Source organism: Metabacillus arenae (assembly GCF_014773385.1).
Classification (GTDB): Bacteria; Bacillota; Bacilli; order Bacillales; family Bacillaceae; genus Metabacillus_D; species Metabacillus_D arenae.
In genome coordinates, this window is record NZ_JACXAI010000011.1 from 136,251 (window position 1) to 159,497 (window position 23,247).

The window sequence follows — 23,247 nt, forward strand, 5'->3', positions numbered from 1 at the left end:
TGTTTTCCCCCCGTTACTAAAATAATAAATTATGAAATCGATTTCGGAATGCTCGAACATTTTTCAAGGTTATTTGAAACTGTTGACCCACGAACAATCAATTTTAATGGAAATTGATAGATTTCTTTCGTTTTATAGTCTTTACTGTTAATTTTCTCGTACATGACTTCCATTGCTTTTTCTGCCATCTCTGTTACAGGCTGATGAACCGTTGTAATATTGGGTTCGACTATCTCTGTGATCGCTTGATTGTCAAATCCTATGACAGCCAGGTCAACAGGAATATTCCATCGATATTTCTTTGCCTCGGAAATAATGCCTGCCGCTACTTCATCTGAACCTGTAAATATAGCAGTTGGACGCTCATTCATGCCCTTAATCCAATGAAATACTTGCCTGCCATGCTCAATGTTATAGACATTTCTAAATGCAAATTTCTCTTCAAAGCAAAGGCCTGCTTCTTTAAGCGCTTGCTTCACCCCTTTTTCACGTGCTGTTCCCACACTGCTGTAATGACCGCCTGTGCAATAACCTATAAGGCTGTTCCCTTGTTCGATCAAATGCATTGTAGCTATGTACCCGCCGTACACTTGATCTTGATAAATCATGGGTACATTTGCCTTATTATCAAACTCATTGCATAAAACGATCGGTCCATATTGAAGATACGGCTCAATTAATTCCCAATCATTTTCATGAGAAGCTAAAATAACCCCGTCTACTTGCTTTGTTTTCAAAAGATTTAAGTAATTAAGTTCCTTTTTAGCTGAGTACTGTGTCTGACAAACAATTAACTGATAATTACGTGCAGCTGCAGCCATCTCCAATGTTTCAATCAATTGACTGAAAAATGGATTCATCACGCGCGGAATAAACACCGCAACAGTTTCCGTTTTTTGAATCCGAAGGCTTCTAGCTGAGGAATTTGGAACATATCCCAGTTGTTCCATTGCTTCATGTACAAGTTTCTTCTTTGTTGCTGATACGTATGGATGATTATTGATCACCCTCGAAACTGTAGTTCTAGATAAACCCGCAAGCTTAGCTACATCTTCAATTGTAGACATTAGAAATCCCCCCTTACTTTCAACAAACTATCACACCTCCTAATTAAAGATGAAATCGTTTTCAGTTAAATTATAGTTAATAATGAAAGGGTTTTCAATACTAAATTCATAGTTTTTTAGATATTTCGTTTTCCGAAATAGAACTAAATGCTCAGAACGCCTTGAAACAAGGCTTTCCCCGATTTAATCAGTTAACACATAAAAATCAATTTGGAAACGAAAAAGAAGGTATAGTTGTTATCCGTCCAGATGGTTATATTAGTTTTAAATGTGAAGGGCTATTGGTTGAATTACTAAAAGATCACCTAAAGAATGTATATATGTAAATTATAAACGGAATTGACGAGGGACATTAAGCAGGAGAAAAAAGAGCACTTCCACCAAAGTGCTCTTTTCTTCGTTTACTTCAATTTCAGCATCTTCTTGCCAAAGTCATTGTTCGCTTCTTCAAAATACTTACTCACTTCGCTTTCAGGAACCACATTTTATGCATCTGCAGATGATTCAAAGTTCACATTCAAATCATTTTCAATTGATGTGAAGGTCAAGTTTTGGCCAGCAGCGGGATCAATCCGCAAGTTTAGAAGATTCAGTATAGATAACACACATGTGATTGATAGTCTTGTTAATTCATCTTTTATTCTTTTAAATCCCATTTTATTATCTCTTTAGTAGCACCTTTACTTATTCCCATTTAAAAGTATAACTGGCAACAATAAATGCACCTATGAGCCAACACCCTAGTATGAGTGCCTCTGTCCCTAAGCTCATAAACGAAGCTCCGACATTCATCACCTCTCGCAGGGCATGACTTAAATGGGCAATCGGTAAAACTTGAACAAACGGCTGAACAAATTCCGGCATATCTTTTATTGGGAAAAAGACTCCTCCTAAAAATAGCATCGGGAATGATAGAAAACCAGCAATCGGTGCAGCACTTTCTGGAGTTTTGGCTATTCCAGCAATAATAAAACCTATTGCCATAAATGCAAGTGTTCCTAATATGACAAAACTGATTAATGTGAACCAAGATCCACGAACTTCAATACCAAAAATCAGATCTGCAACACCCAGGATTATGAGTGCTTGCAAACCATTTAGGAAAAGTCGTGCGGTAATTTGAGCTGCGATAAACGTCGATGCTTTTAAAGTGGTCCCTTGCATTCTTCTTAATATTCCTCTTTCTCTCCATGCCGCAATTTGTCCTGCGACGCCATTCATGTTATTACTCATTATCATCATTGCAACAATACCAGGTACTAAGAAATCAATATACTTTAAGTTTAGCGCTTCTATTCCCTGCGTATCTGTCACAACAACCGGAACATACTCTACCATCTTCTTACTAATGGCATCTACCGTACCATTGACTAACTGAATCCCCACCTGAGAAACGGCAAAATTGGTTTCATTATAGTAAACAGGTAGGGTGAATGGTTTCAAGTTTGTTGACGGGCTGCTAAAATGGGATTCATATCCTTTCGGAATAATAACAACTACATGTGAATCCCCTTTTTTCAACAATTTTAAAGCCTCATCTTTATTTTCTTCTTTTTCCAACTGAATCGCTTTGTTTTCCATTAATATATCTATTAATTGCTTAGATTGGGTGGAATTGTCTTGATCGACCACACTAATCGATATAGACATTCCATTTCCACTCCCTAAAAATGATCCCAGCATGACCATGAGAAAGATCGGGAAGGCCAATGTCCAAAATAAGACTTGACGATTACGTATGAAAATACGTAATTGTGCTAATGTTAATTGCCAATATGCTTTCATCCTTCTCGTAAACTCCTTCCAGTCATATGTATAAACACATCTTCTAGAGTAGCTGTTCGTGTTTGCAAATCGGATAATTTTAGTTGTTTTTCCGAAGCAGTGTTAATTAAGCTCGTTAACGTCAATTGCAAATCATCTGTATACAAAATGTACATATCATTTTGATTTCCTACTTGTTTAACTCCATGAATAGCATGTAATTCTACTTCATGAGCATCACCCAGAAAACGAAATTCTACCGCACTATCTGACTGAAGGTTTTTCACAAGAAAAGAGGGGGTATTTAATGCTATGAGCTTTCCTTGGTCCATAATGGCAATACGATCGCATAATACATGCGCTTCATCCATATAATGAGTCGTTAAAACAATTGTTTTTCCCTTTTCCTTTAAACGAAGAATAATATCCCAAAGAGTTCTTCTAGCTTGAGGATCTAGACCTGTCGTCGGCTCATCCAAGAAAATAATCCATGGATCATGAACAAGGGCTAATGCTATGGCTAACCGCTGCTTTTGGCCGCCTGATAAACTTTTGATTCGGTTTTTCGTTTTGTCGGTTAAAAGCATATCTTCTATTAATTCTGGAATAGACACATGTTGATGATAAAAACTGGCGTATAGGTGTAATATTTCTTCTACAGTGAGCAACTCAAAAAGCGTCGTCGATTGAAGCTGTACACCTATTACTTCTTTTACCTTTTTCAAATCTTGTATTATATCAAATCCTCCCACAAACGCCGTTCCCTCATCTGGTTTTCGCAAGCCCACTAGCATTTCTAAAGTCGTGGTTTTCCCCGCTCCATTCGGACCAAGCAGACCAAAAACTTCTCCTCTTTGCACTTCAAATTCTATCTCTTTTACCGCTGTAAAATCACCATATTTTTTCACTAAATTCTGTACTTTAATGATTTCTTCTGGAGAACTCATCGCTCACACTCCATACTTTTATCTTTACTTGTTTATTCAATTATAGAACATTCGTTTTAAAAATTGAAAGAAAAAGACTAAATTTATCCATTTTAAGCTATCTAAATAAATTATTGCTAATCTCTTTGTCTATAGGACGTAGACTAATGATAGTTATCCAAAAGGAACAATAAATATGAACCAGTTTCAGCAGCTTAGATATCCACGAACGAGCACGATTGTGTTATAACACATAGATTTAAACGACTCGTTATATTTTTATGTGAAGTTCCTTCAAAAAATAAATAACTATATTTTATCCCCTTCCTAAAAATAGAAAGGGGGGCGTGTTAGAGTTTTCAAATTTAAATCACTTTATTTTCACTTCACATTTAAGCCCTTCCCTTTAAGGGAGTTCACCCTACAAAAAGGGAATTAGACATGAATGAACTTAATAAACAAAAATAACCTTGTATTTCAAGAGCCTGCTGAAAAAGAAAGAATCAAAGATTTTCATCAATATACAGATAATAAAAGAAGCTAACAACCAATATGCAGTAGGTTGTTAGCTTCTTTTTCTCTTTAAACGGACTTTTCAGTGCCCTCATATTTCAATAGCGATTTTGGATTTTTAAAACTACCAAAAATGATCGTTTAGGGAAAATTCTTATTTATCAATGGTTTTTCTTTTCGCCGGGAATATGATAAATGGTTGAAGCTGCCCCTTCTCTAAGAAATAACTCTATTTGTTTCTTCACTTAAAAATTGCAGGACATGCTGTACGGCCGTTTTTCCTTGGTCTATACAATCAGGGAGTCCGATTCCTTCGTAGGAAGCTCCAGATAAGAATATTCCGGGGTAGACATCTTTCATTCTGTCTTTAATTCTTTTTATTTTTTCTTTATGTCCTACATGATATTGCGGCATCGCTTGTTTCCATCTAGTAACATATGCAAAATTAGGTGAATCGACATCAATTGAAATGATTCTTTTTAAATCATCCATGACTGTTTTGATAATAACATCGTCCGGTTGATCAACGATTGCCTGATCCCCTGGCTTTCCTACATAGGCCCTTAGCATAACTTGATCATCTGGAGTAGTATGCGGCCATTTTTTATGTGTCCATGTACAGGCCGTGATCGTGTAATCACTATTTCTCGAAATAACAAAGCCCGTACCCTCTTGATCCATTCTCACGGCGTTTTTAGGAAAAGCCATTGCTACGGTTGCAACAGAGGTTGAAGGCATTGCTTTAAAGTAATCAAATAGAGCATGATCTTTTAAAATAGCTGGTACAACTGTATGAGGAGCAGCAAGGATGATACTATCTGACTCCATTTTATCTCCATTGCTTAAAGTAATCTCATACTTGTCATCACTTTTCTTAATGTCAAGCACCTTTGTTCCTTTTAAGAGATTGATATCAGACAGGTTTTCTTCGAATGCTTCTATGATCGTTTGAAGTCCGCCTTGAACCGTTTGGAAAATCCCCTTTTTCCGCTCCGCTTTGTATGTCTGATTCGACTTAGGTGTTGATTTCTTCAATCCCAAAATGAGGCTTCGGTGTTCTTGTTCGACTTTGTAAAATTGCGGGAATGTAGACATGAGGCTTAATTGATCGATGTCTCCGGCATAGATACCCGATAGAAGCGGTTCAATTAGGTTTTCAACCACTTGATCTCCAAGCCGTCTTCTGAAAAATTGCCCTAAGGATTGATCACCATTTATATTTTTTGCAGGTAAAAGAAAATCAGCAGCCGCTCTCGCCTTTCCCCCTACAGAAAATAAACCAGTTGTAACAAACGGCATAATCTGGGTTGGGATCCCCATCACAGCCCCTTCTGGCATTGGATGAAGCTTGTCGTTAGCTAGCACATATGATTTCCCTGTTGCATTGTTGACAAGCTTTGATTCTAAACCTAAATCCTTGACCAGCTGAGGAGCACTCTCTTTTCTTTCCAGAAAGGAGTCCGGTCCTCTCTCAATCGTAAATCCATTTCGGCGAACCGTCTGGATTTTCCCCCCGAGTCTGGGACTTGCTTCAATCAATGAAAGTTCAACCTCTAATTGCTGATTTTGAATTTCTCGTTTTAAATAATATGCAGCTGAGAGACCTGTCAATCCCCCTCCGATAATCGTGACATGCTGATTTCTCTTCCTCATTGTAATCGCCTTCTTTTATCCCAGACTTAGAAGCTGAAATTTAACTCTACTCTATATAAATATCTAAACAAACCATCAACTGACTTACTCTGCCTCAGCTGATGGTTTATATAAAATAATTCTTTATGATTTATTTATCTGTTTTAATACAACTGAAGCCAAACTATCGATAAATTCCGGTTTTGCATTTGGCATTTCCGGACGATAGTAGCTTGCGCCAATTTCATCTGTAACAACTTTACATTCAAAGTCATTGTCGTATAATACTTCGAGATGATCTGCTACAAACCCAACCGGAGCGTAGATAAACGCACGATAACCATTTTTTTCATACAGATCTTTTGTTAAATCCTGAACATCAGGACCGAGCCAGGGCTCAGGTGTGTTCCCAGCACTTTGCCAGCCAATCACGTAGTTTTTAATACCGGCTGCTTCTGCAATTAAATCTGCCGTTTCCTGTAATTGATCCGGATATGGATCACCTGAGGCAATAATTTTTTCAGGTAAGCTGTGTGCTGACACAACGAGTACAGCTTTTTCTCTTTCTCCACTAGTCATTTTCGCAAAGGTGTCTCTAACTTGCTTTGCCCAATAATCAATGAATTTAGGCTCTGTGTACCAGCTTTCAACAGAGGTTATCATTGGACCGCCAATTTTTCCGGCTGTTTCTTTCGCTCTGCCGTTATACGATTTTACGCTAAATGTTGAAAAGTGAGGGGCTAATACAATACTAACCGCTTCCTCAATTCCATCACGATGCATTTGCTCAACGGCGTCTTCTACAAATGGCTCAATATGCTTTAAGCCAATATACATTTTAAACTCAATATCGTTTTGTACATTATTAAGTCTTTCTTCCAGCTTTTTTGCTTGATCAAGGGTAATTGCAGCAAGTGGAGAAATTCCGCCAATTGCTTCATAGCGATTCCTTAAATCCTGCAAGCTTTCCTGATCTGGTTTTCGTCCATGTCGAATATGGGTATAATACCTTTCGATATCTTCTTCTTTATAAGGAGTTCCATACGCCATAACAAGAAGACCCATTCTTTGTTTTGCCACTTTCTACACCTCTTTTTATTCCACTCTTAACAGAAGTAAGACTTTCACTGTCTGCAGGTGTCCGATTGGTTCAAGGGACCTTGTGGTCATCCCGTATAGGGACTAACCAACAGCCGGGGATTTATTGAAAGAAGACTAAACCAATGACGACTTGTCTTGAACGTCTTCACTAGAACATCCTGTGCGTCTAACCCCGCTGCCTGAACTCTTCACCTTATTTCCGCGATATAACCGCCAATAATCGACGCTTCCCTTTATTCTCTATTATTTTGTCATTACTTGTCTATTAGTGACAAAAGAAAAGCACTAGTTATGCCCTGGTATTTTTTTCTTGGGCAGAATATTCATGAATAAATGCTGTTAATCGCTGCAGAGTCTCTGGCTTAATTTCCGGAAATACGCCATGGCCTATATTGAAGATGTAACCGTCAGATTTCATACCTTGATCCAATATTTCTTTTGTCCGCTCCTCAATCACTTCCCAAGGTGCCAGAAGAATAGCAGGATCCATATTTCCTTGGAGAGATTTTGTCAGGCCGAGGTTCCGCGCTTCTTGAATTGGCAGCCTCCAATCAAGCCCAACAACATCAACCGGAAGGTCATGCCATTCTTTTGCTAAATGACTCGCTCCAACTCCGAAAATAATTAAGGGAACTCCTTCCGTTTTTAAAGAAGCAACGATCCTCTCAAGCGCAGGTTTAATAAATGTACGGTAGTCAGCTGCATTCAATGCACCTACCCATGAATCAAAAATTTGAAAAGCTTTTGCACCAGCTTTAATTTGCGCTTTAGCATATGTAATCGTCATATCTGCCAGCTTCTCCATTAAAAGCTTCCATGCCAGCGGCTCTGCATACATAAATGCTTTCGTTTTATTGTAGTTTTTTGAAGGACCACCTTCAATCATATAGCTTGCCAAAGTAAAAGGAGCTCCAGCAAACCCAATTAATGGGACAGAAAGCTGTTCAGTTGTCAAAAGCTTAATTGTTTCCAAAACGTATGGAACATCTTTTTCAGGATTGATTTCCCCGAGTTTATCAACATCAGAAAATGTGCGAATTGGTGTGTCAATAACTGGACCAATTCCTGATTTTATTTCTACGTCAACGCCGATAGCAGGAAGCGGAGTCATAATATCTTTATATAGTATAGCTGCATCAACGTTATAGTTTTCGACTGGCAGTCTTGTTACATAAGCACATAATTCCGGCTGATGAGTTATTTCAAACAAACTGTATTTTTCTTTTAAAGCACGATACTCAGGTTGAGAACGTCCGGCTTGTCTCATATACCATACTGGAACATGGTCTGCTTTTTCCCCCCGGCAAGCTTTTAAAAAAGTATCGTTAAATTTTTTTGTTTCCACCAATTATCCACCTTTCACCTAACCCTTTAAACCGTTTACTTTGCTTATTCCACTATACTCTTTTCCAAATTGATTGTATAGTTTAATGGTAAAAGTTCAAAAAATAGACAACACGCGGGTAACCTGACTTAACAAATTATCTCCGCGAGGTAAACAGGCTTGGTTCTATAAATTGGGAGCCGGGACCTTCTTTTTTTGTTTGGGTATTGTAAGGGACTACTTTATATTTGGCATCATTGAACACATTCGCATAAGGGATGTCATATTCTCCCTCACCCTCAACTTCACCGATTAGCTTTTCCTTACTACCATCCTTTTCATAAATACGATAGATGACTCTTTCATCTTCTTGCTTATCCCATCGCAATGAAACAGTGATTAGACTAAACGCCCTTAAAGAATAGCTAGCACTTAGAGAATCCACAGACGCGAGCCGAATAGGCTTTTCTAAATCTTTTACACCATCTGGAACTTCAAAAGCAAGGTTGGTTTCGGGATGTGTTTTAGTCAGTATGTCCTTAAACAGTCTGGTTGGATAGCGGCTTCCTTCAACAAGATACTGATCCTTAGTCGTTTGGTCATATCCCATCCAAATGGACCCTGTCACTTCAGGGGTATAACCAACAAACCAAGCATCCATGACAGCTCCATCTTTTCCAGGGTATGAAGTAGTTCCAGTTTTTCCGGCTAAATCACCAAGATATGAACCTGCTTTTGCCGTTCCTTCATTAACGACTCCCTCAAGCATCCTCGTCATATTCCATGCAGTTTGCTGTGAAAATACTTGAGTTGATTTTTTTTCATGCTTTGCAATTATTTCTTTCTCCTGATTTTTGATTTCTTTTATAAAATAGGCGCTGTTGTATGCCCCCATCTTCGCGAAGGTGCGATATGCATTCGCCAATTTCAAAGGTGACACACCATTCTTTAGACCCCCGAGTGAAAGGGCCAAACCGCTGTCTTCAATAGAAAGACCATTTTTCTTTAAATATTCCTTTCCAGTTTCAATGCCAATTTCATTCATTGTCCATACAGCTGCAGCATTTTTTGAATGAATGAGAGCATCAAACATCGTTACCTCCTTTTCGTATTTGCCATCATAGTTTCTGGGCGAATAGCTTCCATAGGATAACGGCTCATCTTTCAATAAGGAGTAGGGAGTGAATTTATCTTCCTCCATTGCCGGTCCATAAACGGCTAGAGGCTTAAAAGTTGAACCTGGCTGACGCTGCTTATTTACTCGATTGTATCCTTTTTGAACATAATCTCTTCCGCCAATTGCTGCTAAGACGCCGCCCGTTTGATTATCTAAAAGCACAAATGCCCCCTGTGCCTTATTATCTGTTCCCGGAAAGTATTGTCCGTCTTTAAACATCTCATAGGCTGTTTTTTGTGTAGCTTCGTTGAGAGGTACAACAATCGTATAGCCTCCCCGCATAAGCTCTTCATTTGAAATTGCATACTTTTGCTCTGCTTCTTCCATGACAAGATCAATATACGGTGCAAGCCATGGTTCCTTTATCGTTTCTTTTATGGAAAGGCCCAATGTTTTCCCTTGAGCCCTTACGACTTCTTCAGGAGTTAATAGATCCTGCTGCTCCATAAGGGAAAGGACAACATCTCTTCTTTCTTTACTTTTCTCAGGATTGAGAATTGGCGAATACGTCGAAGGTGCCTTAGGCAAGGCTGCAAGTAAGGCCCCTTCAGAAACAGACAGATCTTTAACATTTTTGTTAAAATAATAATTTGCAGCCGCTTGAATTCCATACATGCCATGTCCAAAATATACTTGATTCATATACATTTCGAGCAATTTTTCTTTGCTGTAACGATTCTCAAGGTTTATGGAAATAACAACCTCTTTTGTCTTTCTAAGTAAGGTTTTTTCATTTGATAGGAACAAATTCTTTGCCAATTGCTGAGTAATAGTACTTCCGCCTTCTACCTTACTTCCTGACAGTAAATCTTTATAAAGAGCCCGTCCTATTGCCTGAACGTCTATCCCATGGTGTTCATAAAACCGTTTATCTTCAACTGCTACAAAAGCCTCCTGAACATGTTCAGGTACTTCATCTATTGATACAGGCTCCCGGTTTTCAACAAATAAACTGGAGATAACATTCCCTTTTTCATCAACTAAAGTTGAGGCACTATCTAGGACAAGCTTTTTTTCGTCAATTACATAGTTGCCAAGCATAATAATCAGAAGATATCCAAAAAGAGCAACACCAATAGTACTGACAATAACAGCTGATGTAATGATCATTTTTCTTTTCATGTTCATCACCCCTTATAGGTGTAGTATTGTTAAAAATAGGAATGTATATTCTAGATGTGAGAAGTTAGAGATCGGACTAGAGGAAATCAGCGAAAGAGCTGATTTTTTTAATAACCATGTTATCAGCCACCTTACGAAAAAGCTTTGAAACTAGGTTAATTAAAAAGTTGAATGACCAATTTATCAGGTACCATTCCTGCTAGATTTAATTTTTGGATGTCTATTTTATAACGATGAAAAAATAGATATTGTTTCCAAACTATTGTTATAATGACTTAAAAAGAGGTGAATTGTAAATGAATTTTTATGTGACATTTGGCACTGCAGATTATTTGTCAACAATTGTTCAAAAATACCCAGAGGAAAAACTATTATTAATGCAAAATGCTGAAAAATCTGTTTTATTTCACGAAACCGTCGGGGAGTCAATTTTTAAAGAACCTCACAGGTATGAAGTTTTAGATCATTCTGGTGACATTATAAAGGGGAAATTTGCTGTTTTAAATAACATTCCAGTTACAGATGAGGGAAGACCTTTGTTTGAACACCGCTTTAAACAGCGGGCTGGTTTAATAGAAAGCGAGCCTGGATTTACGGCTATTCGCGTTCTTCGTCCTATAAGTAGTGATACATATGTGATTTTAACATTATGGGAAAACGAAGACGCTTTCACTAACTGGCAAAAATCAAAGTCCTTTGAAAGAGCTCATCAAAAACGTGAGTCATCAGAAGATGTAAATCAAAAGTCAGTTTTCCCGCGGTCATCCTTTGTCACAAGCTATCATGCAATAGAAATAGATGAAGAAAAATAATGCTTTGCAAATAAAGTGCCAGTCTCCAAAGCTATGGAGCTGACACTTTTTTAGTCATTTATTGCCGTTTGATGACAATATTTCCTAGGAAATGACAAGCTCATTCCTGAATTGATCATTATTTTTCAAAACATTTCACACCTGGGTAATCCGCTCATAATCTGTATTACACCTAATTATGGAGTGATACGCATGGGCACAGAATTAACAATCATTCATGTTATTTATATGATATTTGTTTTAGGTATTATTGGATTTATGGTCATGAGAAGAGATACTACTCTTGTCTGTATTATAGGTATTTTCACAATTGCTGTATTTTCAACCTTTTCTATTAGCCAATCTGTCAGCAGCTTGTTCAATAGCTTTATTTATGCCATTGTCGAACTTCTCCCAACAATCCTGGTCATTTCCATTATTGTTGCAATGAGCAGACTTCTAACCACAACTGGTATAAATGAGGTTATGATCTCACCTTTTGCAAGAGTAATTCGCGGTCCTGGCTTTGCATTTTGGACGATCGGTATAGTCATGATGATGATTTCTTTCTTCTTTTGGCCCTCCCCAGCTGTCGCCCTTATCGGAGCTGTTCTCCTGCCAGTCGCTCTGCGTGCGGGTCTGCCTGCTTTAGGAGTTGCGATGGCCATGAATCTATTTGGGCACGGGATTGCTCTATCTGGAGATTTTATTATTCAAGCAGCGCCAAAGCTCACATCTGATGCTGCTGGCTTACCTGTTGGTGAAGTTATACAAGCAAGCATTCCTCTAGTGATTGTAATGGGAGCTGTTACAACCGTCACTGCCTATATCTTCTTAAGACGCGATTTAAAGAAGGGTGTTCATTTCCCTGATTTAGCCATTAATGGAGAAGAGAAGATAGAAAAGGAAACCTTCCTATCCAACCGTTCAAAACGTTTCTTCTCTCTATTTATTCCCATTCTTTTCGGCTTAGATGTTTACCTAATGTTCCAGCTCAACTTACAAGGAGGAGATGCCACTGCACTTGTCGGCGGAACAGCACTTATCATTCTTCTGTTTATATCTGTGGCAGCACACAAACAAAAAAGTTTGGAACAATCAACAAAGTATTTAATTGAAGGATTCCAATTTGGCTTTATAGTATTTGGACCAGTCATTCCAATTGCTGCTTTCTTCTATTTGGGGGATGCAGGCTTTCAATCTATAATCGGTGAATATTTGCCTGAATCTTCCCAAGGCATTGTAAATGATTTAGGAGCAGCATTAGCCTCAATAGTCCCTTTAACCCCTGAAGTTGGGGCAATAACAGTGACAAGTGTGGGTGTGTTGACAGGTCTTGATGGTTCAGGGTTTTCAGGGATTTCGCTTGCAGGCTCTATTGCCCAATTATTTGCGGCAGCTATCGGTACAGATGCCGCTACTTTGACTGCACTCGGACAGGTAGCAGCTATCTGGGTAGGCGGGGGAACAATTATCCCATGGGCTTTAATTCCAGCCGCCGCTATTTGTAAAATAGACCCATTTGAACTCGCACGAAGAAATATACTTCCTGTAGCCATCGGATTGGTGGTAACTACTATTGTTGCCATAATTCTTTTATAGGCCATTTTAGAAATACTTAAGACTCTAGTTCTTCGGTGACAAGGTCTGGGGCCCCTAGAGGCAGATTGCTCTAGGCCGGCAAAGACATCCTTACTTTAAACGTATATACTTTAATTAATTTATGAATTCTGTCTTGAGAACAAAAAACTTGTAAAACAAAATGGCTCGTGCTATATTACTAGAGCGATGAGCTGAATTGTTTAAGCCGAGAGACATATCCTTTAGGATACGAACGAATGTGGCGTTTGGTCTCTCGCCGCAATACGCATAAGGCGCCTGTTATTTAAACAGGCGCCTTTCTAATTTGATACCTAACCAGCCATACTTAACAGCCTCTATTCATTACCATCTTTTATTATTCTTAATCGAAAGCCATTCATGGCATACTCTCCCAGATGATCTAACAACTTATAATTAGCTACTCCCCCAACTACCGCACCGATGCCAGGTAATAGCTGGAATAGCTTGACCAGATCAATAAAATCCCGGTAGTCTTGCTGAAAGACTCTCCAATCAATATTATTTTCGTTCATTTGGTCCCAGGCTTCAATCTTTTCCAAGAGCAGAGGACGTTTTTCTTCACTTGAAAAAGCGAGCTGAAAAAGGTGAAGCAAGAAGACTCTTTCCTCGATTTTTTTTGTATTAAAGCCATAAATGCTTGCTGCCTCAAAAAGAAATTTCATTTTTATGCCAAGTAGTAGAGGAAAATCAGCCAGGCTTAGCGCAAAACCACCTGCCCCTGTTCCTGCACCTTCTATTGCTGCCGCTTTTTGATATTTTTTCAGTGTCTCAAACACAAGCTTGTCTTTCTCTTCTAGTGAAAGGTTAGACGTATCCTTTTTAAATGTCGTTAGGTTCGAACCATGCAGTGTAGCCTCCACCATCTTCTTTATACTTTCGGTAACGACTACATGTATTTTTTCCGGAATTTTTTCATTAATTTTATTTTGTACTCTTTTGGACACTCGTTCAAATACCGATGATTTTCTTAACAGCTTTGTTTTCCACTGTTGAACTTCAAACTCGACCTTTCTTTCATAGCTCATTATGCCGCTCCTTTTTAAAAGTGTGCGATTATTGTTATTTTCGTGCTATTTTTCCGGTTTTCATACAATTTTCTAGCTGTAATTATTCATTTACAATTCAACTATTCACAGCAACTTTGCGTTTATCCCATTTACATGGATTTAATTTGGTTTTTCAGACGAGATTACGCTTTACCATTCGCTGTTTTAAATAAAGCATGACAAACACATAGCTAAATCCGACCGAAACGATTAGTGACAGGACAGCTGCAACAAGCTGAACCTTAATGATTAGTACAATCGACAATAACAATCCTTGTATGATTAGGATACTGAGCACAAGACGAAAGAATGACTCTGACTTTGTACTTTTTTTGATTGGGTACAAATCGGGTAATGTCAGCAAATCGTAATGCTTATAAAGGGAAGCAATTTGAACACCTGTTAAATACAATACAAAGATAACAAGAATGAGAATGGAATAAAGATTCAATGTCATAAACCAGAGAAGCACCCCACCAATAACAGTCAGCCGGAGGTAAATTCCCAGAAAATCACCAGAACGCAAAAACGCACGTGCAAACATGTATGTAAAAACATGATCTTGTTTATTTGGTATAAGTGATAAAAGGAAATCCAGGTAAACCCTGCGTTTTGCTTGTTTTTTCAGCTTTGGTACGTCAGTAAACAGATTAGCCAATCGATAAAAGCCTTGCTTTCTTCTTAACTCCTGGTCAATCGCTTCTTCCCATTTAAATGATTTTCTCTTCGCATCTTTATATAGATACAATGCCAACCCAATCATAACGACGTATAAGATTCCTGCAAACAGATAGCTTTCGTTTAAAATAAAAAAACTTACTAAAAAATTGATCGTTAGCCTTACAATAAAATCGCCGTACTTTGTCAATGCTTCAACTGAATAGACATTATGCCAGGATAAAAAAAGATTCCACGCCTTTATGACTAGCAATTGAGCAAAAATAAGCAAGTAACCTGTGAATGCAGCTTCTGTTACAGCAAAATAAAGAGGTGCTAAAAAGGCAGCTGTAATCAGCAATAAATAGAGCTGAGAAAAGAAGCTATAAGTAAAAGACTGCTTAAAATATTCCTTCATTTTCATTTCAACTGGAAGTAAAAATACAATATCTGGTTCTTTCAATAAAGTTCTTACATAAGAATTTGTTAGCACAAAAGCAAAGACAATGCTAATCAAGAAAACTCCAGGGAATTCAGGTGTTATCGTATGCAGCCATTCTTGATAGGTAAGGGCCCCGCCTGCAGCTATAAAAATTAACACGATCAATAAGTGATCATTAAGCATATAGCGCAAATAAGTTCTGACTTCAGTTATATGCTCACCGAGACGCTTTCTCCATATCGCTTTAACGTCCATTTTCTTCGTCTTCCTTTGTAAGCTGTATGTATAAATCATCAAGTGCAGCTCCCGTCATGTTAAACTGCTTTTGAAGATCTGCTAGTGTGCCCTTTGCTTTAACCCGGCCGTTGTGGAGGATAATAAATGAATCACAATATCGTTCAGCTGTTGCTAAAATATGGGTGGACATTAAAACACTAGCCCCGCGCTGCTTGGCCTCATCCATTCTTTCTAATAATGCATTAATAGCTAGAGGGTCCAGCCCTACAAAAGGTTCATCAATAATATAAAGATCTGGTTCAACCAAAAAGGCGCACATAATCATCACTTTTTGCTTCATTCCTTTTGAAAAGTGAGCCGGAAACCATTTTAGCCTTTTATCCATTCGAAATTCTTTCAATAATCTTTCAAGTCGTTCCTCAAAGGTTTTCTTCTCAATTCCATATGCCATCGCCGTTAATTCTAAATGCTCATAGAGAGTTAATTCTTCATATAGGATCGGCGTTTCCGGGATAAAACTGAATAAACTCCTGTATTGCTCAGGATGATGTTGAAAAGTTAAATTATTTATTTTAATCGTTCCTTTATGAGGTTCCATTGTTCCGATTAAATGTTTAATCGTCGTGCTTTTCCCAGCACCGTTAAGTCCTATTAAACCGACGATTTGCTGCTTATCAACTTCAAATGAAACGTCTTTCAGCACTGGATTTCTTGTATATCCGCCAGTTAATTGTTCAACCGTTACTAACGACATGTTCAATCCCTACCCTACCGTTTTTCTTTTATCTTAACAAAAACCGCTTCCCTTGTCCTAATCGACTTGGAATAAGAATGGCACTTGCATAAATTTAACATTACATAACTCGGTCATTTTTGGACATGATAATTGATGAAGAGGGGAAATAGTTGTTATATCTCAACTTTAAATGAAATGTTTGTTGAAGACAGTTGTTCGATTAATTAAGGGTTCCACTTATCTAATTAAGGGGATGGTTATATTGAACAATATAAGTGCCATTGTTTAATTGTAAATCATCATACGAAATGAGGTGTCTACGGGCCGTTACTAAAATGTAATGTCCTCGGAATACCATTTTGTAAATGAGGTGTTTGTTAAAGACACTAACATGATCCCAATGGAAAGACACATACATTTATTTATAAATGAGGTGTTTGTCAAAGACAAGTTGAATTAAAGTTGCTGTTAACAGCTTCTCATCCCTTCTTCTAAGAACAGGGAGATCCGTATCGGATTCCCCCTGTTCTTTTTATATCCTCGAGAGTAAAGGTATCGCGATAATTGCACGTTCATTGAAATCATTGGACCGTCATTGAAATGAATTGCACGCTTATCAAAATAATGCACACAATTGTGACAAAGCTGTGAACTCACCATACTCCTTTCAGTTTGCATGCATCTATTATGACGTGCGTTAAAAAACCAAAAACATATAAATTTTGATGTTTAAAACAAGCGACGATTCATAAATTGCCTTTTAATAAATTATCTCAACATAAGAGCCTTTTATTTTCACCATAAAAATATGGTAAAATGAGGGTTAAAGATAACCATTCGAACTCAGAAGGGATGAATGAAGATGAGCAACTGTATTTTTTGTAAAATTGTTAATGGTGAAATTCCAAGCTCAAAAGTATTTGAAAACGAGCATGTTGTAGCATTTTTAGATATTGGTCAAGTCACAAAGGGTCATACCCTTGTTGTACCAAAAGTACATAAAGAAAACATTTACGAGCTTACTCCTGAGCTTGCCCGAAACCTTTTTGAGGTTGTCCCTAAAATTTCTAGTTCCATTAAAGAGCAATTTAATCCAATCGGATTAAACCTTTTAAACAACAATGGAGAAAAAGCCGGCCAATCTATTTTTCATTATCATATGCATATTATTCCTCGGTATGGTAAAGGAGATGGTTTTGGCGCTGTTTGGAAGACACACGAAAATGAGTATACACCAGAAAAACTGCAGGAAATCGCTCAAACAATTCGTGAAAATATAAAATAAATCTTCCATTTGTATGAATTACTTGTCATTCTTTTCTTCAGGACCTACAAGAAAATTATAGGCAAAATGACAAAGGCTTCAGGAAGCGGCGGCTCGGCCTGCATTTCCTTTTTTAGGAATTTAAGGTGTTTAATTCCTATCTCCCTTTTTGCTAAAGAAATTAGGAAGAATAAGATGGTGTAAAACCTGCTAGTGTAAGATAAACAAACGAATTAGTTTTCCATTATTACATTCAAAACTGGAAATCAAAAGTATCCAGTTTTTTATTTATTCTTAAAATTATCACTACATATTAAAAAAGATTTGTGATAGGATAACGTTATTCAATTTAGTTATTTAAAGCACAAAATTAAAGTGAGGTTATTGATATGAGTAAAGTCTTAAATTTCAATGCAGGACCTGCTGCTCTTCCCCGCTCCGTTTTAGAACAAGCGCAAGCTGAGTTAGTTGATTTTAATGGAACTGGAATGTCTGTAATGGAATTAAGCCATCGCAGCGGAGCGTATGACGAAGTTCACGTACAAGCGAAGGAACAGTTGAAATCAATCATGAATATTCCGGATACTCATGATGTTTTATTTTTACAAGGAGGGGCAAGCCATCAATTTGCTATGCTTCCAATGAACTTCCTTCATTCTAATAAAGTCGGCTATTACGTCTTATCTGGATCATGGTCTGAGAAGGCCCTTTCAGAAGCTGAAAAAATCGGTGATACAAAAGTTGTTGCTTCAAGTAAAGAAGATACTTATTCTCACATCCCAAAAGAGTTGGCGCTTGACTCCCTGCCAAATGCAGCCTATTTACATTTAACAAGCAATAATACGATTTTTGGAACGCAGTGGGGTAATTTTCCTGATGTAAACGTTCCTTTAGTAGCAGACATGTCAAGTGACATTTTAAGTAAAGAGATTGATGTTTCTAAATTTGATTGCATTTATGCAGGTGCACAAAAAAACTTAGGGCCATCTGGAGTAACAGTTGTGATCATTCGTAAAGATTGGATAAAAGAAGCTAACAAAGCAATCCCAAAAATCTTACAATATGAAACACATGCTAAAGCAAATTCTCTTTATAACACTCCTCCAACCTTTTCAATCTACATTCTTTCTCTAGTTTTAAACTGGGTAGAAGCTCAAGGCGGTATAGGAGCTGTACAAAGAATGAATGAACAAAAAGCAAACCTGCTGTATGATTGTATAGACAGCAGTGAAGGGTTTTATAAAGGACATGCTTCTAAAGAGAGCCGTTCAAATATGAATGTCACATTTACTCTCCCTAATAAAGAGTTAACGGAAAAGTTTCTAAAGGAAGCAAAAGAACTCGGAATGAGCGGGCTGAATGGCCACCGGTCAGTTGGGGGCTGCAGAGCGTCTATTTATAATGCTGTCCCGCTTGAAGCTTGCGAACAATTGGTAGAGTTTATGAAGATATTCAAAGGTAAGAACTAACTGATAATTATAACTTTTCCTTTTAGTTATTCTTTGTTATAATTCTAGATAAATACTCCTGCAATAGGGAAATTAGCCTACTATTGGGGGGGGAAATGATGAGTTTAGTAGAGGAGAGCCTAAGAATGAATACAAAAACACTAGTTTCAATGTCTTTATTTGTTGCTATTGGAGTGGCATTGCATGCGATTATTCCGCCATTTCCTAACGGAATGAAGCCTGACATGATGCTCACAATGATGTTTCTGGCCATCTTACTGTTTCCAAGCGTGAAAAATGTTTTGCTTGTAGGAGTTGCCACCGGATTTTTATCAGGTATAACAACAAGCTTTCCTGCAGGACTAATACCAAATGTCATTGATAAGCCTGTAACAGCTTTCATCTTCTTCATACTGTTACTAGCAGTAAAGAAATATGCCCAATCTGTTGTTACAGCAGGAATTCTCACTGCTATTGGCACGTTAATTTCAGGCGTGGTATTCTTAACGTCTGCCCTGTTGATCGTCGGATTACCAGCAGGTGCAGGATTTACGTTCTTATTCTTGACTGTTGTATTGCCTGCTACTTTATTAAATACAATTGCAATGGTCATCATATATCCAATTGTTAAGTCTATTGCAAAGCGCTCTAACCTTGTCAGCGCAAACTAAGCTGTTCATAACAGAGGGTGACTCAGGCAGTGCTTGGCACAAGCTTACCTGAGTCACCCTTTTTTCATTGGATTCATAATCGTTTTCAGCCATTACATCCTCGTCTTTAAAATCTTGAAAGAATGTTTTTACTGAAAAATGTATAAAATTATACTAATTAATAGTGTAATTCCCCCACCGCCTGCTAGTACATAAGCTTTTTGCTGCAGAACTCTTTTAGGCGGATAGGATGCTGATTGACCAATGAGTTTTGCATAATGAAATGCACCAATAAAGAATAACAAACTAACTATAAAGAAAAAGAAAATGACACCTGACAACCTACTCCCCCCCTCTTATACAACCTATGCTTATCCAAGCACACCTATGAATGAAAGTTGTTTAAGCTTCTGTTTGCAGGGAATAAAGTGGAATAGAGATCAACAATCAAAGGACTCAAAAACTATTTTTAATGGAGTGATGTGAGTGACTAATCAAAAATCATTATTCTTAGGACTAATCGTCGGGGGTGTCATCGGCAGTGTATCAGCATTACTATCAACCCCTTCTTCAGGTCGTGAATTTAGAGATCAAATAAAAGGGAATAGAGAGAAACTTGAAGAAATCATTGTTCGATTAAAAAATGATAGTATTGCTTTAAAGGAGCAATTAGTAAAAACGGCAAAAGAAAGCTCTGAAGTCGTCAAAGAGGTTTCTACAGACCTGCAGCAATCTGTTAAGGAATGGCGAGAAGAAATTGCTCCCCATCAACAAAATTTACAGAAAGAAATTGCTGAAATTGAAGAAAAAATGAAACAGCTAGAACAGACTTTACAAAAATAAAATACTTTCATATAAAAATGTTATCAGAAAGATGTGTGTGACAAAATCTACCTAGCACATCTTTTTTTTATTGCCATTTTCCGCCTATATAATAAGGAATGGAAAATTTTTTTTAAAAATTTTGAAATTTACATCTTTATTAATCTTTATTTTTTTGGGATAATGGTGAATAACAGTAAAAGGGGAAAAGTAGGTGAAGGATAATTGAAAAGAATAGAAAAGGAATACACAATTAAAGAAGCACTGCTTTTTAGTCAACGAGTGGCACAGTTAAGTAAAGCTTTATGGAAATCAATCGAAAAGGATTGGCAGGAATGGATTAAGCCTTATGATCTTAATATTAATGAGCATCACATTCTCTGGATTGCCTATCATTTAAAAGGGGCTTCCATTTCAGAAATTGCCAAGTTCGGGGTGATGCATGTTTCAACAGCCTTCAATTTTTCGAAGAAGCTTGAAGAAAGGGGCTACCTCGAATTTTCAAAGAAACAAAACGACAAGCGGAATACGTATATTCAATTAACCTCTGAAGGTGAAGATATTCTTCTGCGGTTATTAGAGGATTATGAGCCTTCTAGAAATGCAGTTTTTAAAGGGGCACAGCCTCTGCAGGATTTATACGGGAAGTTTCCTGAAATTATCGAGCTTATGTGTATCATTCGTAATATTTACGGGGACGATTTTATGGAAATTTTTGAACGTTCCTTTCAAAACATAGAAGAGGAGTTTGTTATTGAGGAAGGCAAGCTAAAGAAGGTACAGCCTCCTTCTCTCGTTGAAGACTAAGATTAATTATGTTTTGCGATGATTGATAAAAATTCGCCCATCAATTCTGAATACATCTCTTGATCATAGAGGGATTTTATAACCTGATTTACGGGCAATTTACTATTTAACTGGCCAACAAACTGAGCAAGGAGGTCTTCATAGATGACCCAACCTTGTTCTTTTTGTACGTAAAAATCTATTTCTGTCTGTTTACACAGTTCGATAACTTCTGTAACTTCTTCTTCGGATAATTGATTTTCTATCACTAGTTTAAAAAATGGATACTTCGTGTCATCAACCATTTGAAGTAAGAGGGAAATGTAAAATTCCAATTTATGAAGTTTTCCTTCTAGCTTGTCCACTTGCGTTCACTTCTTTCTTCATTACAAACTCGAATGACCTTTATTTCACTCTTAATGGGCAGTAATGTCCCTTCAATCTTCGGAGAAATTAACCCTCACTGATGGAAAGTTTTACTTTATTTTACCCAATTTATAGCATTTAAGAAAGGACTAACTCTCCTACTAAACATATTAAAGCGTTAAATTCATCCATTCTCCATTGAATTAAATTATCCTTCCAATTTGTTGTAAAATTTATATCGAAGGAAGCGTATTTATTTTAAAAAAGGGATTGATTTTTCTTCCTTTTGGCTGTAAATTATGGGAGTAGAACGAAAAGCGCAGAGCGCTAGTCCAACCTAGGGCAAGCACTCGGGCGAGCCTCCCGGAAAGGCCGCCTTTGTCTTTTTAGGAGGCTCGGCTGGTGACCTCAGGCGGGTTAGGCGCTGGAGCTGGATATCTTTAAATAAACTATTTCACGTTATCCTTTATCAATCTTAAGATTCTTAACCTTTAAAGAAAAACTCTTTCCATGGATGGTGATTCTTATGAATTGCTGGAAGACCATTAATCTTTCAAAAGATTTCGGTTTTCAACGTTTACTTTTAATTTCATTAATAACAATGATCTCAGCCTTTATTTCGTTCTATGTGCCATTGAATTTTATTCACTCAAACGTTCAATTACAAGAGGATCATTTCCTGCTTTTCATGTGTTTTATTTTTATAACTTTTATCGTGCATAAGCTTCTTCATTTTATAGTATTAATTGCTTGTGGACAGAAGGTTTCATTAAAAATGGAGATGCTCCTTTTTTATCCTCAGTTAAGAATTAGAGCATGTCATAGCATTTCTAAAAACCTAATGCTGCTCTCCCTGGTGACACCATTTGTCATTTTGACACCTATATTTCTATGGGCAAGCGTATACTTCCCGCAATACTATCATTATTTTGCAATGCTTGCGGCATTTCATACAGGGTGCTGTGTCCCTGATTTTATTTATATTCGTCAGCTTGTTTTCGCTCCAAAATATAGTTTAGTAGAAGAAGACAAGGACGACTTTGAAATTTTGATTCAAAATAAGCACTAACCTTGTGAACACACTAGATAAACTCACTTACACCCCGGCTGAAAAACAACCGGGGTTTTTGTTTTGCCTCTTTTAACGGCTCTAAGTATACCTTGTATCTAAAGAAGAATAAGCTATAATTTGATACCGAAAAGAAGCTTACAAATATTTCGGATTAAATGTTTCCAAATAATTTGGGAACACTATGTTTAAATCTATAAAATAAAGGGGCGCCGATTAAAATGGTCATTGTCGGGATACTCTTGATGATTCTGATCGGAGTGTGTATTCTATGGAAGATAAACAAATTAAAAAAGTTAGAAATCGCAGCAATTTGGCTTTTAATTCCCATCATTATACATGACGTTGCCGTGGTAACATCAAACTTGAAAATAATAGAAATAGCTAAAAATACTGAAATGTATTTGTCTTTTGTAATGATCCAAATCCTGCTCCTTCCTCTATTGTTGATACTGTTCTTCAATACATATATTGATATTCGATCTGTTCCGATTAGAACGATTATTTCTCTGTGCCTTGTTGGCATTTTACTCTTAGTAGAATACACCTTTGAATGGGCTGGTATCATAACTTACAAAAATGTGAACCTATGGGCTTCATTTGTCTTTTGGTTATTAACAGTATTCGTACTGTCAATGTTTCAACAATTTTTTCTTACTTCATTGTACAAGGAGGTATAGAAAA

22 protein-coding genes are annotated in these 23,247 nt (G+C 37.3%); 9 read left to right on the forward strand and 13 right to left on the reverse strand.

The window, feature by feature from the left end:
• Positions 1 to 29: 29 nt before the first annotated feature.
• The 8 genes from IC621_RS10685 to IC621_RS10720 all read right to left on the reverse strand — a co-directional run bounded on the left by IC621_RS10685 (position 30) and on the right by IC621_RS10720 (position 10,626).
• Complete coding sequence (locus IC621_RS10685; RefSeq protein ID WP_191158283.1) at positions 30 to 1,067, reverse strand: LacI family DNA-binding transcriptional regulator; 1,038 nt, start codon at positions 1,065 to 1,067, stop codon at positions 30 to 32.
• A 485-nt stretch (positions 1,068 to 1,552) separates the two neighbouring features.
• Positions 1,553 to 1,723 carry a hypothetical protein gene (locus IC621_RS10690; protein WP_191158284.1) on the reverse strand — a complete coding sequence of 57 codons (171 nt, stop codon included), beginning with the start codon at positions 1,721 to 1,723 and terminating at the stop codon, positions 1,553 to 1,555.
• A 28-nt stretch (positions 1,724 to 1,751) separates the two neighbouring features.
• Entirely contained in the window at positions 1,752 to 2,852 is a 1,101-nt protein-coding gene (locus tag IC621_RS10695) for an ABC transporter permease (protein ID WP_191158285.1), read from the reverse strand.
• Complete coding sequence (locus IC621_RS10700; protein ID WP_191158286.1) at positions 2,849 to 3,778, reverse strand: ABC transporter ATP-binding protein; 930 nt, start codon at positions 3,776 to 3,778, stop codon at positions 2,849 to 2,851. Before IC621_RS10700 ends, IC621_RS10695 begins: the two co-directional genes overlap by 4 nt.
• A 708-nt stretch (positions 3,779 to 4,486) precedes the next feature.
• Complete coding sequence (gene hemY / locus IC621_RS10705; RefSeq protein ID WP_191158287.1) at positions 4,487 to 5,923, reverse strand: protoporphyrinogen oxidase; 1,437 nt, start codon at positions 5,921 to 5,923, stop codon at positions 4,487 to 4,489.
• Between the two features lie 123 nt (positions 5,924 to 6,046).
• Entirely contained in the window at positions 6,047 to 6,982 is a 936-nt protein-coding gene (gene hemH, locus IC621_RS10710; protein WP_191158288.1) for a ferrochelatase, read from the reverse strand.
• Between the two features lie 310 nt (positions 6,983 to 7,292).
• Complete coding sequence (gene hemE / locus IC621_RS10715) at positions 7,293 to 8,348, reverse strand: uroporphyrinogen decarboxylase (RefSeq protein ID WP_396653002.1); 1,056 nt, start codon at positions 8,346 to 8,348, stop codon at positions 7,293 to 7,295.
• Between the two features lie 136 nt (positions 8,349 to 8,484).
• Complete coding sequence (locus IC621_RS10720; protein ID WP_191158290.1) at positions 8,485 to 10,626, reverse strand: transglycosylase domain-containing protein; 2,142 nt, start codon at positions 10,624 to 10,626, stop codon at positions 8,485 to 8,487.
• Positions 10,627 to 10,922: 296 nt separating this feature from the next.
• Here IC621_RS10720 and IC621_RS10725 point away from each other — a divergent pair, with 296 nt between their 5' ends.
• A complete protein-coding gene (locus IC621_RS10725) occupies positions 10,923 to 11,438 on the forward strand; it encodes an antibiotic biosynthesis monooxygenase family protein (protein WP_191158291.1) in 516 nt (171 codons plus the stop codon).
• A 192-nt stretch (positions 11,439 to 11,630) separates the two neighbouring features.
• The gene (locus tag IC621_RS10730; protein WP_191158292.1) at positions 11,631 to 13,019 is read left to right on the forward strand and encodes a hypothetical protein; all 1,389 of its coding nucleotides are present in this window, start codon (positions 11,631 to 11,633) and stop codon (positions 13,017 to 13,019) included.
• 335 nt (positions 13,020 to 13,354) lie between these two features.
• On the opposite strand, the gene IC621_RS10735 is transcribed toward IC621_RS10730, so the two are convergent.
• The 3 genes from IC621_RS10735 to IC621_RS10745 form a co-directional block, all read right to left on the reverse strand.
• Positions 13,355 to 14,065, reverse strand: a complete 711-nt coding sequence (locus tag IC621_RS10735) for an EcsC family protein (protein WP_191158293.1) — start codon at positions 14,063 to 14,065, stop codon at positions 13,355 to 13,357.
• Positions 14,066 to 14,219: 154 nt separating this feature from the next.
• Positions 14,220 to 15,440 carry an ABC transporter permease gene (locus IC621_RS10740; protein WP_191158294.1) on the reverse strand — a complete coding sequence of 407 codons (1,221 nt, stop codon included), beginning with the start codon at positions 15,438 to 15,440 and terminating at the stop codon, positions 14,220 to 14,222.
• The gene (locus tag IC621_RS10745; RefSeq protein WP_191158295.1) at positions 15,430 to 16,176 is read right to left on the reverse strand and encodes an ABC transporter ATP-binding protein; all 747 of its coding nucleotides are present in this window, start codon (positions 16,174 to 16,176) and stop codon (positions 15,430 to 15,432) included. The genes IC621_RS10740 and IC621_RS10745 overlap by 11 nt, the downstream gene beginning before the upstream one ends.
• Before the next feature lie 844 nt (positions 16,177 to 17,020).
• Here IC621_RS10745 and IC621_RS10750 point away from each other — a divergent pair.
• The 3 genes from IC621_RS10750 (at position 17,021) to IC621_RS10760 (ending at position 19,541) form a co-directional block, all read left to right on the forward strand.
• Complete coding sequence (locus tag IC621_RS10750) at positions 17,021 to 17,443, forward strand: HIT family protein (RefSeq protein ID WP_191158296.1); 423 nt, start codon at positions 17,021 to 17,023, stop codon at positions 17,441 to 17,443.
• 368 nt (positions 17,444 to 17,811) lie between these two features.
• Positions 17,812 to 18,891 carry a 3-phosphoserine/phosphohydroxythreonine transaminase gene (serC, locus tag IC621_RS10755; RefSeq protein ID WP_191158297.1) on the forward strand — a complete coding sequence of 360 codons (1,080 nt, stop codon included), beginning with the start codon at positions 17,812 to 17,814 and terminating at the stop codon, positions 18,889 to 18,891.
• A gap of 125 nt (positions 18,892 to 19,016) precedes the next feature.
• On the forward strand, positions 19,017 to 19,541 hold the full coding sequence (locus IC621_RS10760) for a tryptophan transporter (protein WP_191158298.1): 525 nt from the start codon (positions 19,017 to 19,019) through the stop codon (positions 19,539 to 19,541).
• Positions 19,542 to 19,669: 128 nt separating this feature from the next.
• On the opposite strand, the gene IC621_RS10765 is transcribed toward IC621_RS10760, so the two are convergent.
• Positions 19,670 to 19,861: a hypothetical protein gene (locus tag IC621_RS10765; protein WP_191158299.1), complete on the reverse strand. Its 192-nt coding sequence runs from the start codon at positions 19,859 to 19,861 to the stop codon at positions 19,670 to 19,672.
• Positions 19,862 to 20,006: 145 nt separating this feature from the next.
• Between IC621_RS10765 and IC621_RS10770 the strand changes: the two genes are divergently transcribed.
• On the forward strand, positions 20,007 to 20,363 hold the full coding sequence (locus IC621_RS10770) for a YtxH domain-containing protein (RefSeq protein ID WP_191158300.1): 357 nt from the start codon (positions 20,007 to 20,009) through the stop codon (positions 20,361 to 20,363).
• A 204-nt stretch (positions 20,364 to 20,567) separates the two neighbouring features.
• Entirely contained in the window at positions 20,568 to 21,149 is a 582-nt protein-coding gene (locus IC621_RS10775; RefSeq protein WP_191158301.1) for an HTH-type transcriptional regulator Hpr, read from the forward strand.
• 2 nt (positions 21,150 to 21,151) lie between these two features.
• Here the strand turns inward: IC621_RS10775 and IC621_RS10780 are convergent, their stop codons facing one another.
• A complete protein-coding gene (locus IC621_RS10780) occupies positions 21,152 to 21,493 on the reverse strand; it encodes a DUF1878 family protein (RefSeq protein ID WP_191158302.1) in 342 nt (113 codons plus the stop codon).
• A gap of 527 nt (positions 21,494 to 22,020) precedes the next feature.
• On the opposite strand from IC621_RS10780, the gene IC621_RS10785 reads away from it, so the two are divergent.
• A complete protein-coding gene (locus IC621_RS10785; RefSeq protein ID WP_191158303.1) occupies positions 22,021 to 22,563 on the forward strand; it encodes a DUF3267 domain-containing protein in 543 nt (180 codons plus the stop codon).
• 221 nt (positions 22,564 to 22,784) lie between these two features.
• Positions 22,785 to 23,243 (forward strand): hypothetical protein, encoded by a 459-nt coding sequence (locus tag IC621_RS10790; RefSeq protein WP_191158304.1) that lies wholly within the window; start codon positions 22,785 to 22,787, stop codon positions 23,241 to 23,243.
• Positions 23,244 to 23,247 lie beyond the last annotated feature (4 nt).

Excerpts from the sequence above, each read along its gene's own strand:
- IC621_RS10725 (WP_191158291.1), top strand. The coding sequence starts at position 10,923 with ATGAATTTTTATGTGACATTTGGCACTGCAGATTATTTGTCAACAATT.
- IC621_RS10700 (WP_191158286.1), bottom strand. The coding sequence starts at position 3,778 with ATGAGTTCTCCAGAAGAAATCATTAAAGTACAGAATTTAGTGAAAAAA.
- IC621_RS10750 (WP_191158296.1), top strand. The coding sequence starts at position 17,021 with ATGAGCAACTGTATTTTTTGTAAAATTGTTAATGGTGAAATTCCAAGC.
- IC621_RS10785 (WP_191158303.1), top strand. The coding sequence starts at position 22,021 with ATGAATTGCTGGAAGACCATTAATCTTTCAAAAGATTTCGGTTTTCAA.
- IC621_RS10685 (WP_191158283.1), bottom strand. The coding sequence starts at position 1,067 with ATGTCTACAATTGAAGATGTAGCTAAGCTTGCGGGTTTATCTAGAACT.
- IC621_RS10745 (WP_191158295.1), bottom strand. The coding sequence starts at position 16,176 with ATGTCGTTAGTAACGGTTGAACAATTAACTGGCGGATATACAAGAAAT.
- hemY (WP_191158287.1), bottom strand. The coding sequence starts at position 5,923 with ATGAGGAAGAGAAATCAGCATGTCACGATTATCGGAGGGGGATTGACA.
- IC621_RS10740 (WP_191158294.1), bottom strand. The coding sequence starts at position 15,440 with ATGGACGTTAAAGCGATATGGAGAAAGCGTCTCGGTGAGCATATAACT.
- IC621_RS10790 (WP_191158304.1), top strand. The coding sequence starts at position 22,785 with ATGGTCATTGTCGGGATACTCTTGATGATTCTGATCGGAGTGTGTATT.
- IC621_RS10735 (WP_191158293.1), bottom strand. The coding sequence starts at position 14,065 with ATGAGCTATGAAAGAAAGGTCGAGTTTGAAGTTCAACAGTGGAAAACA.
- IC621_RS10760 (WP_191158298.1), top strand. The coding sequence starts at position 19,017 with ATGAATACAAAAACACTAGTTTCAATGTCTTTATTTGTTGCTATTGGA.
- IC621_RS10690 (WP_191158284.1), bottom strand. The coding sequence starts at position 1,723 with ATGGGATTTAAAAGAATAAAAGATGAATTAACAAGACTATCAATCACA.
- IC621_RS10695 (WP_191158285.1), bottom strand. The coding sequence starts at position 2,852 with ATGAAAGCATATTGGCAATTAACATTAGCACAATTACGTATTTTCATA.
- serC (WP_191158297.1), top strand. The coding sequence starts at position 17,812 with ATGAGTAAAGTCTTAAATTTCAATGCAGGACCTGCTGCTCTTCCCCGC.
- IC621_RS10720 (WP_191158290.1), bottom strand. The coding sequence starts at position 10,626 with ATGAAAAGAAAAATGATCATTACATCAGCTGTTATTGTCAGTACTATT.
- IC621_RS10730 (WP_191158292.1), top strand. The coding sequence starts at position 11,631 with ATGGGCACAGAATTAACAATCATTCATGTTATTTATATGATATTTGTT.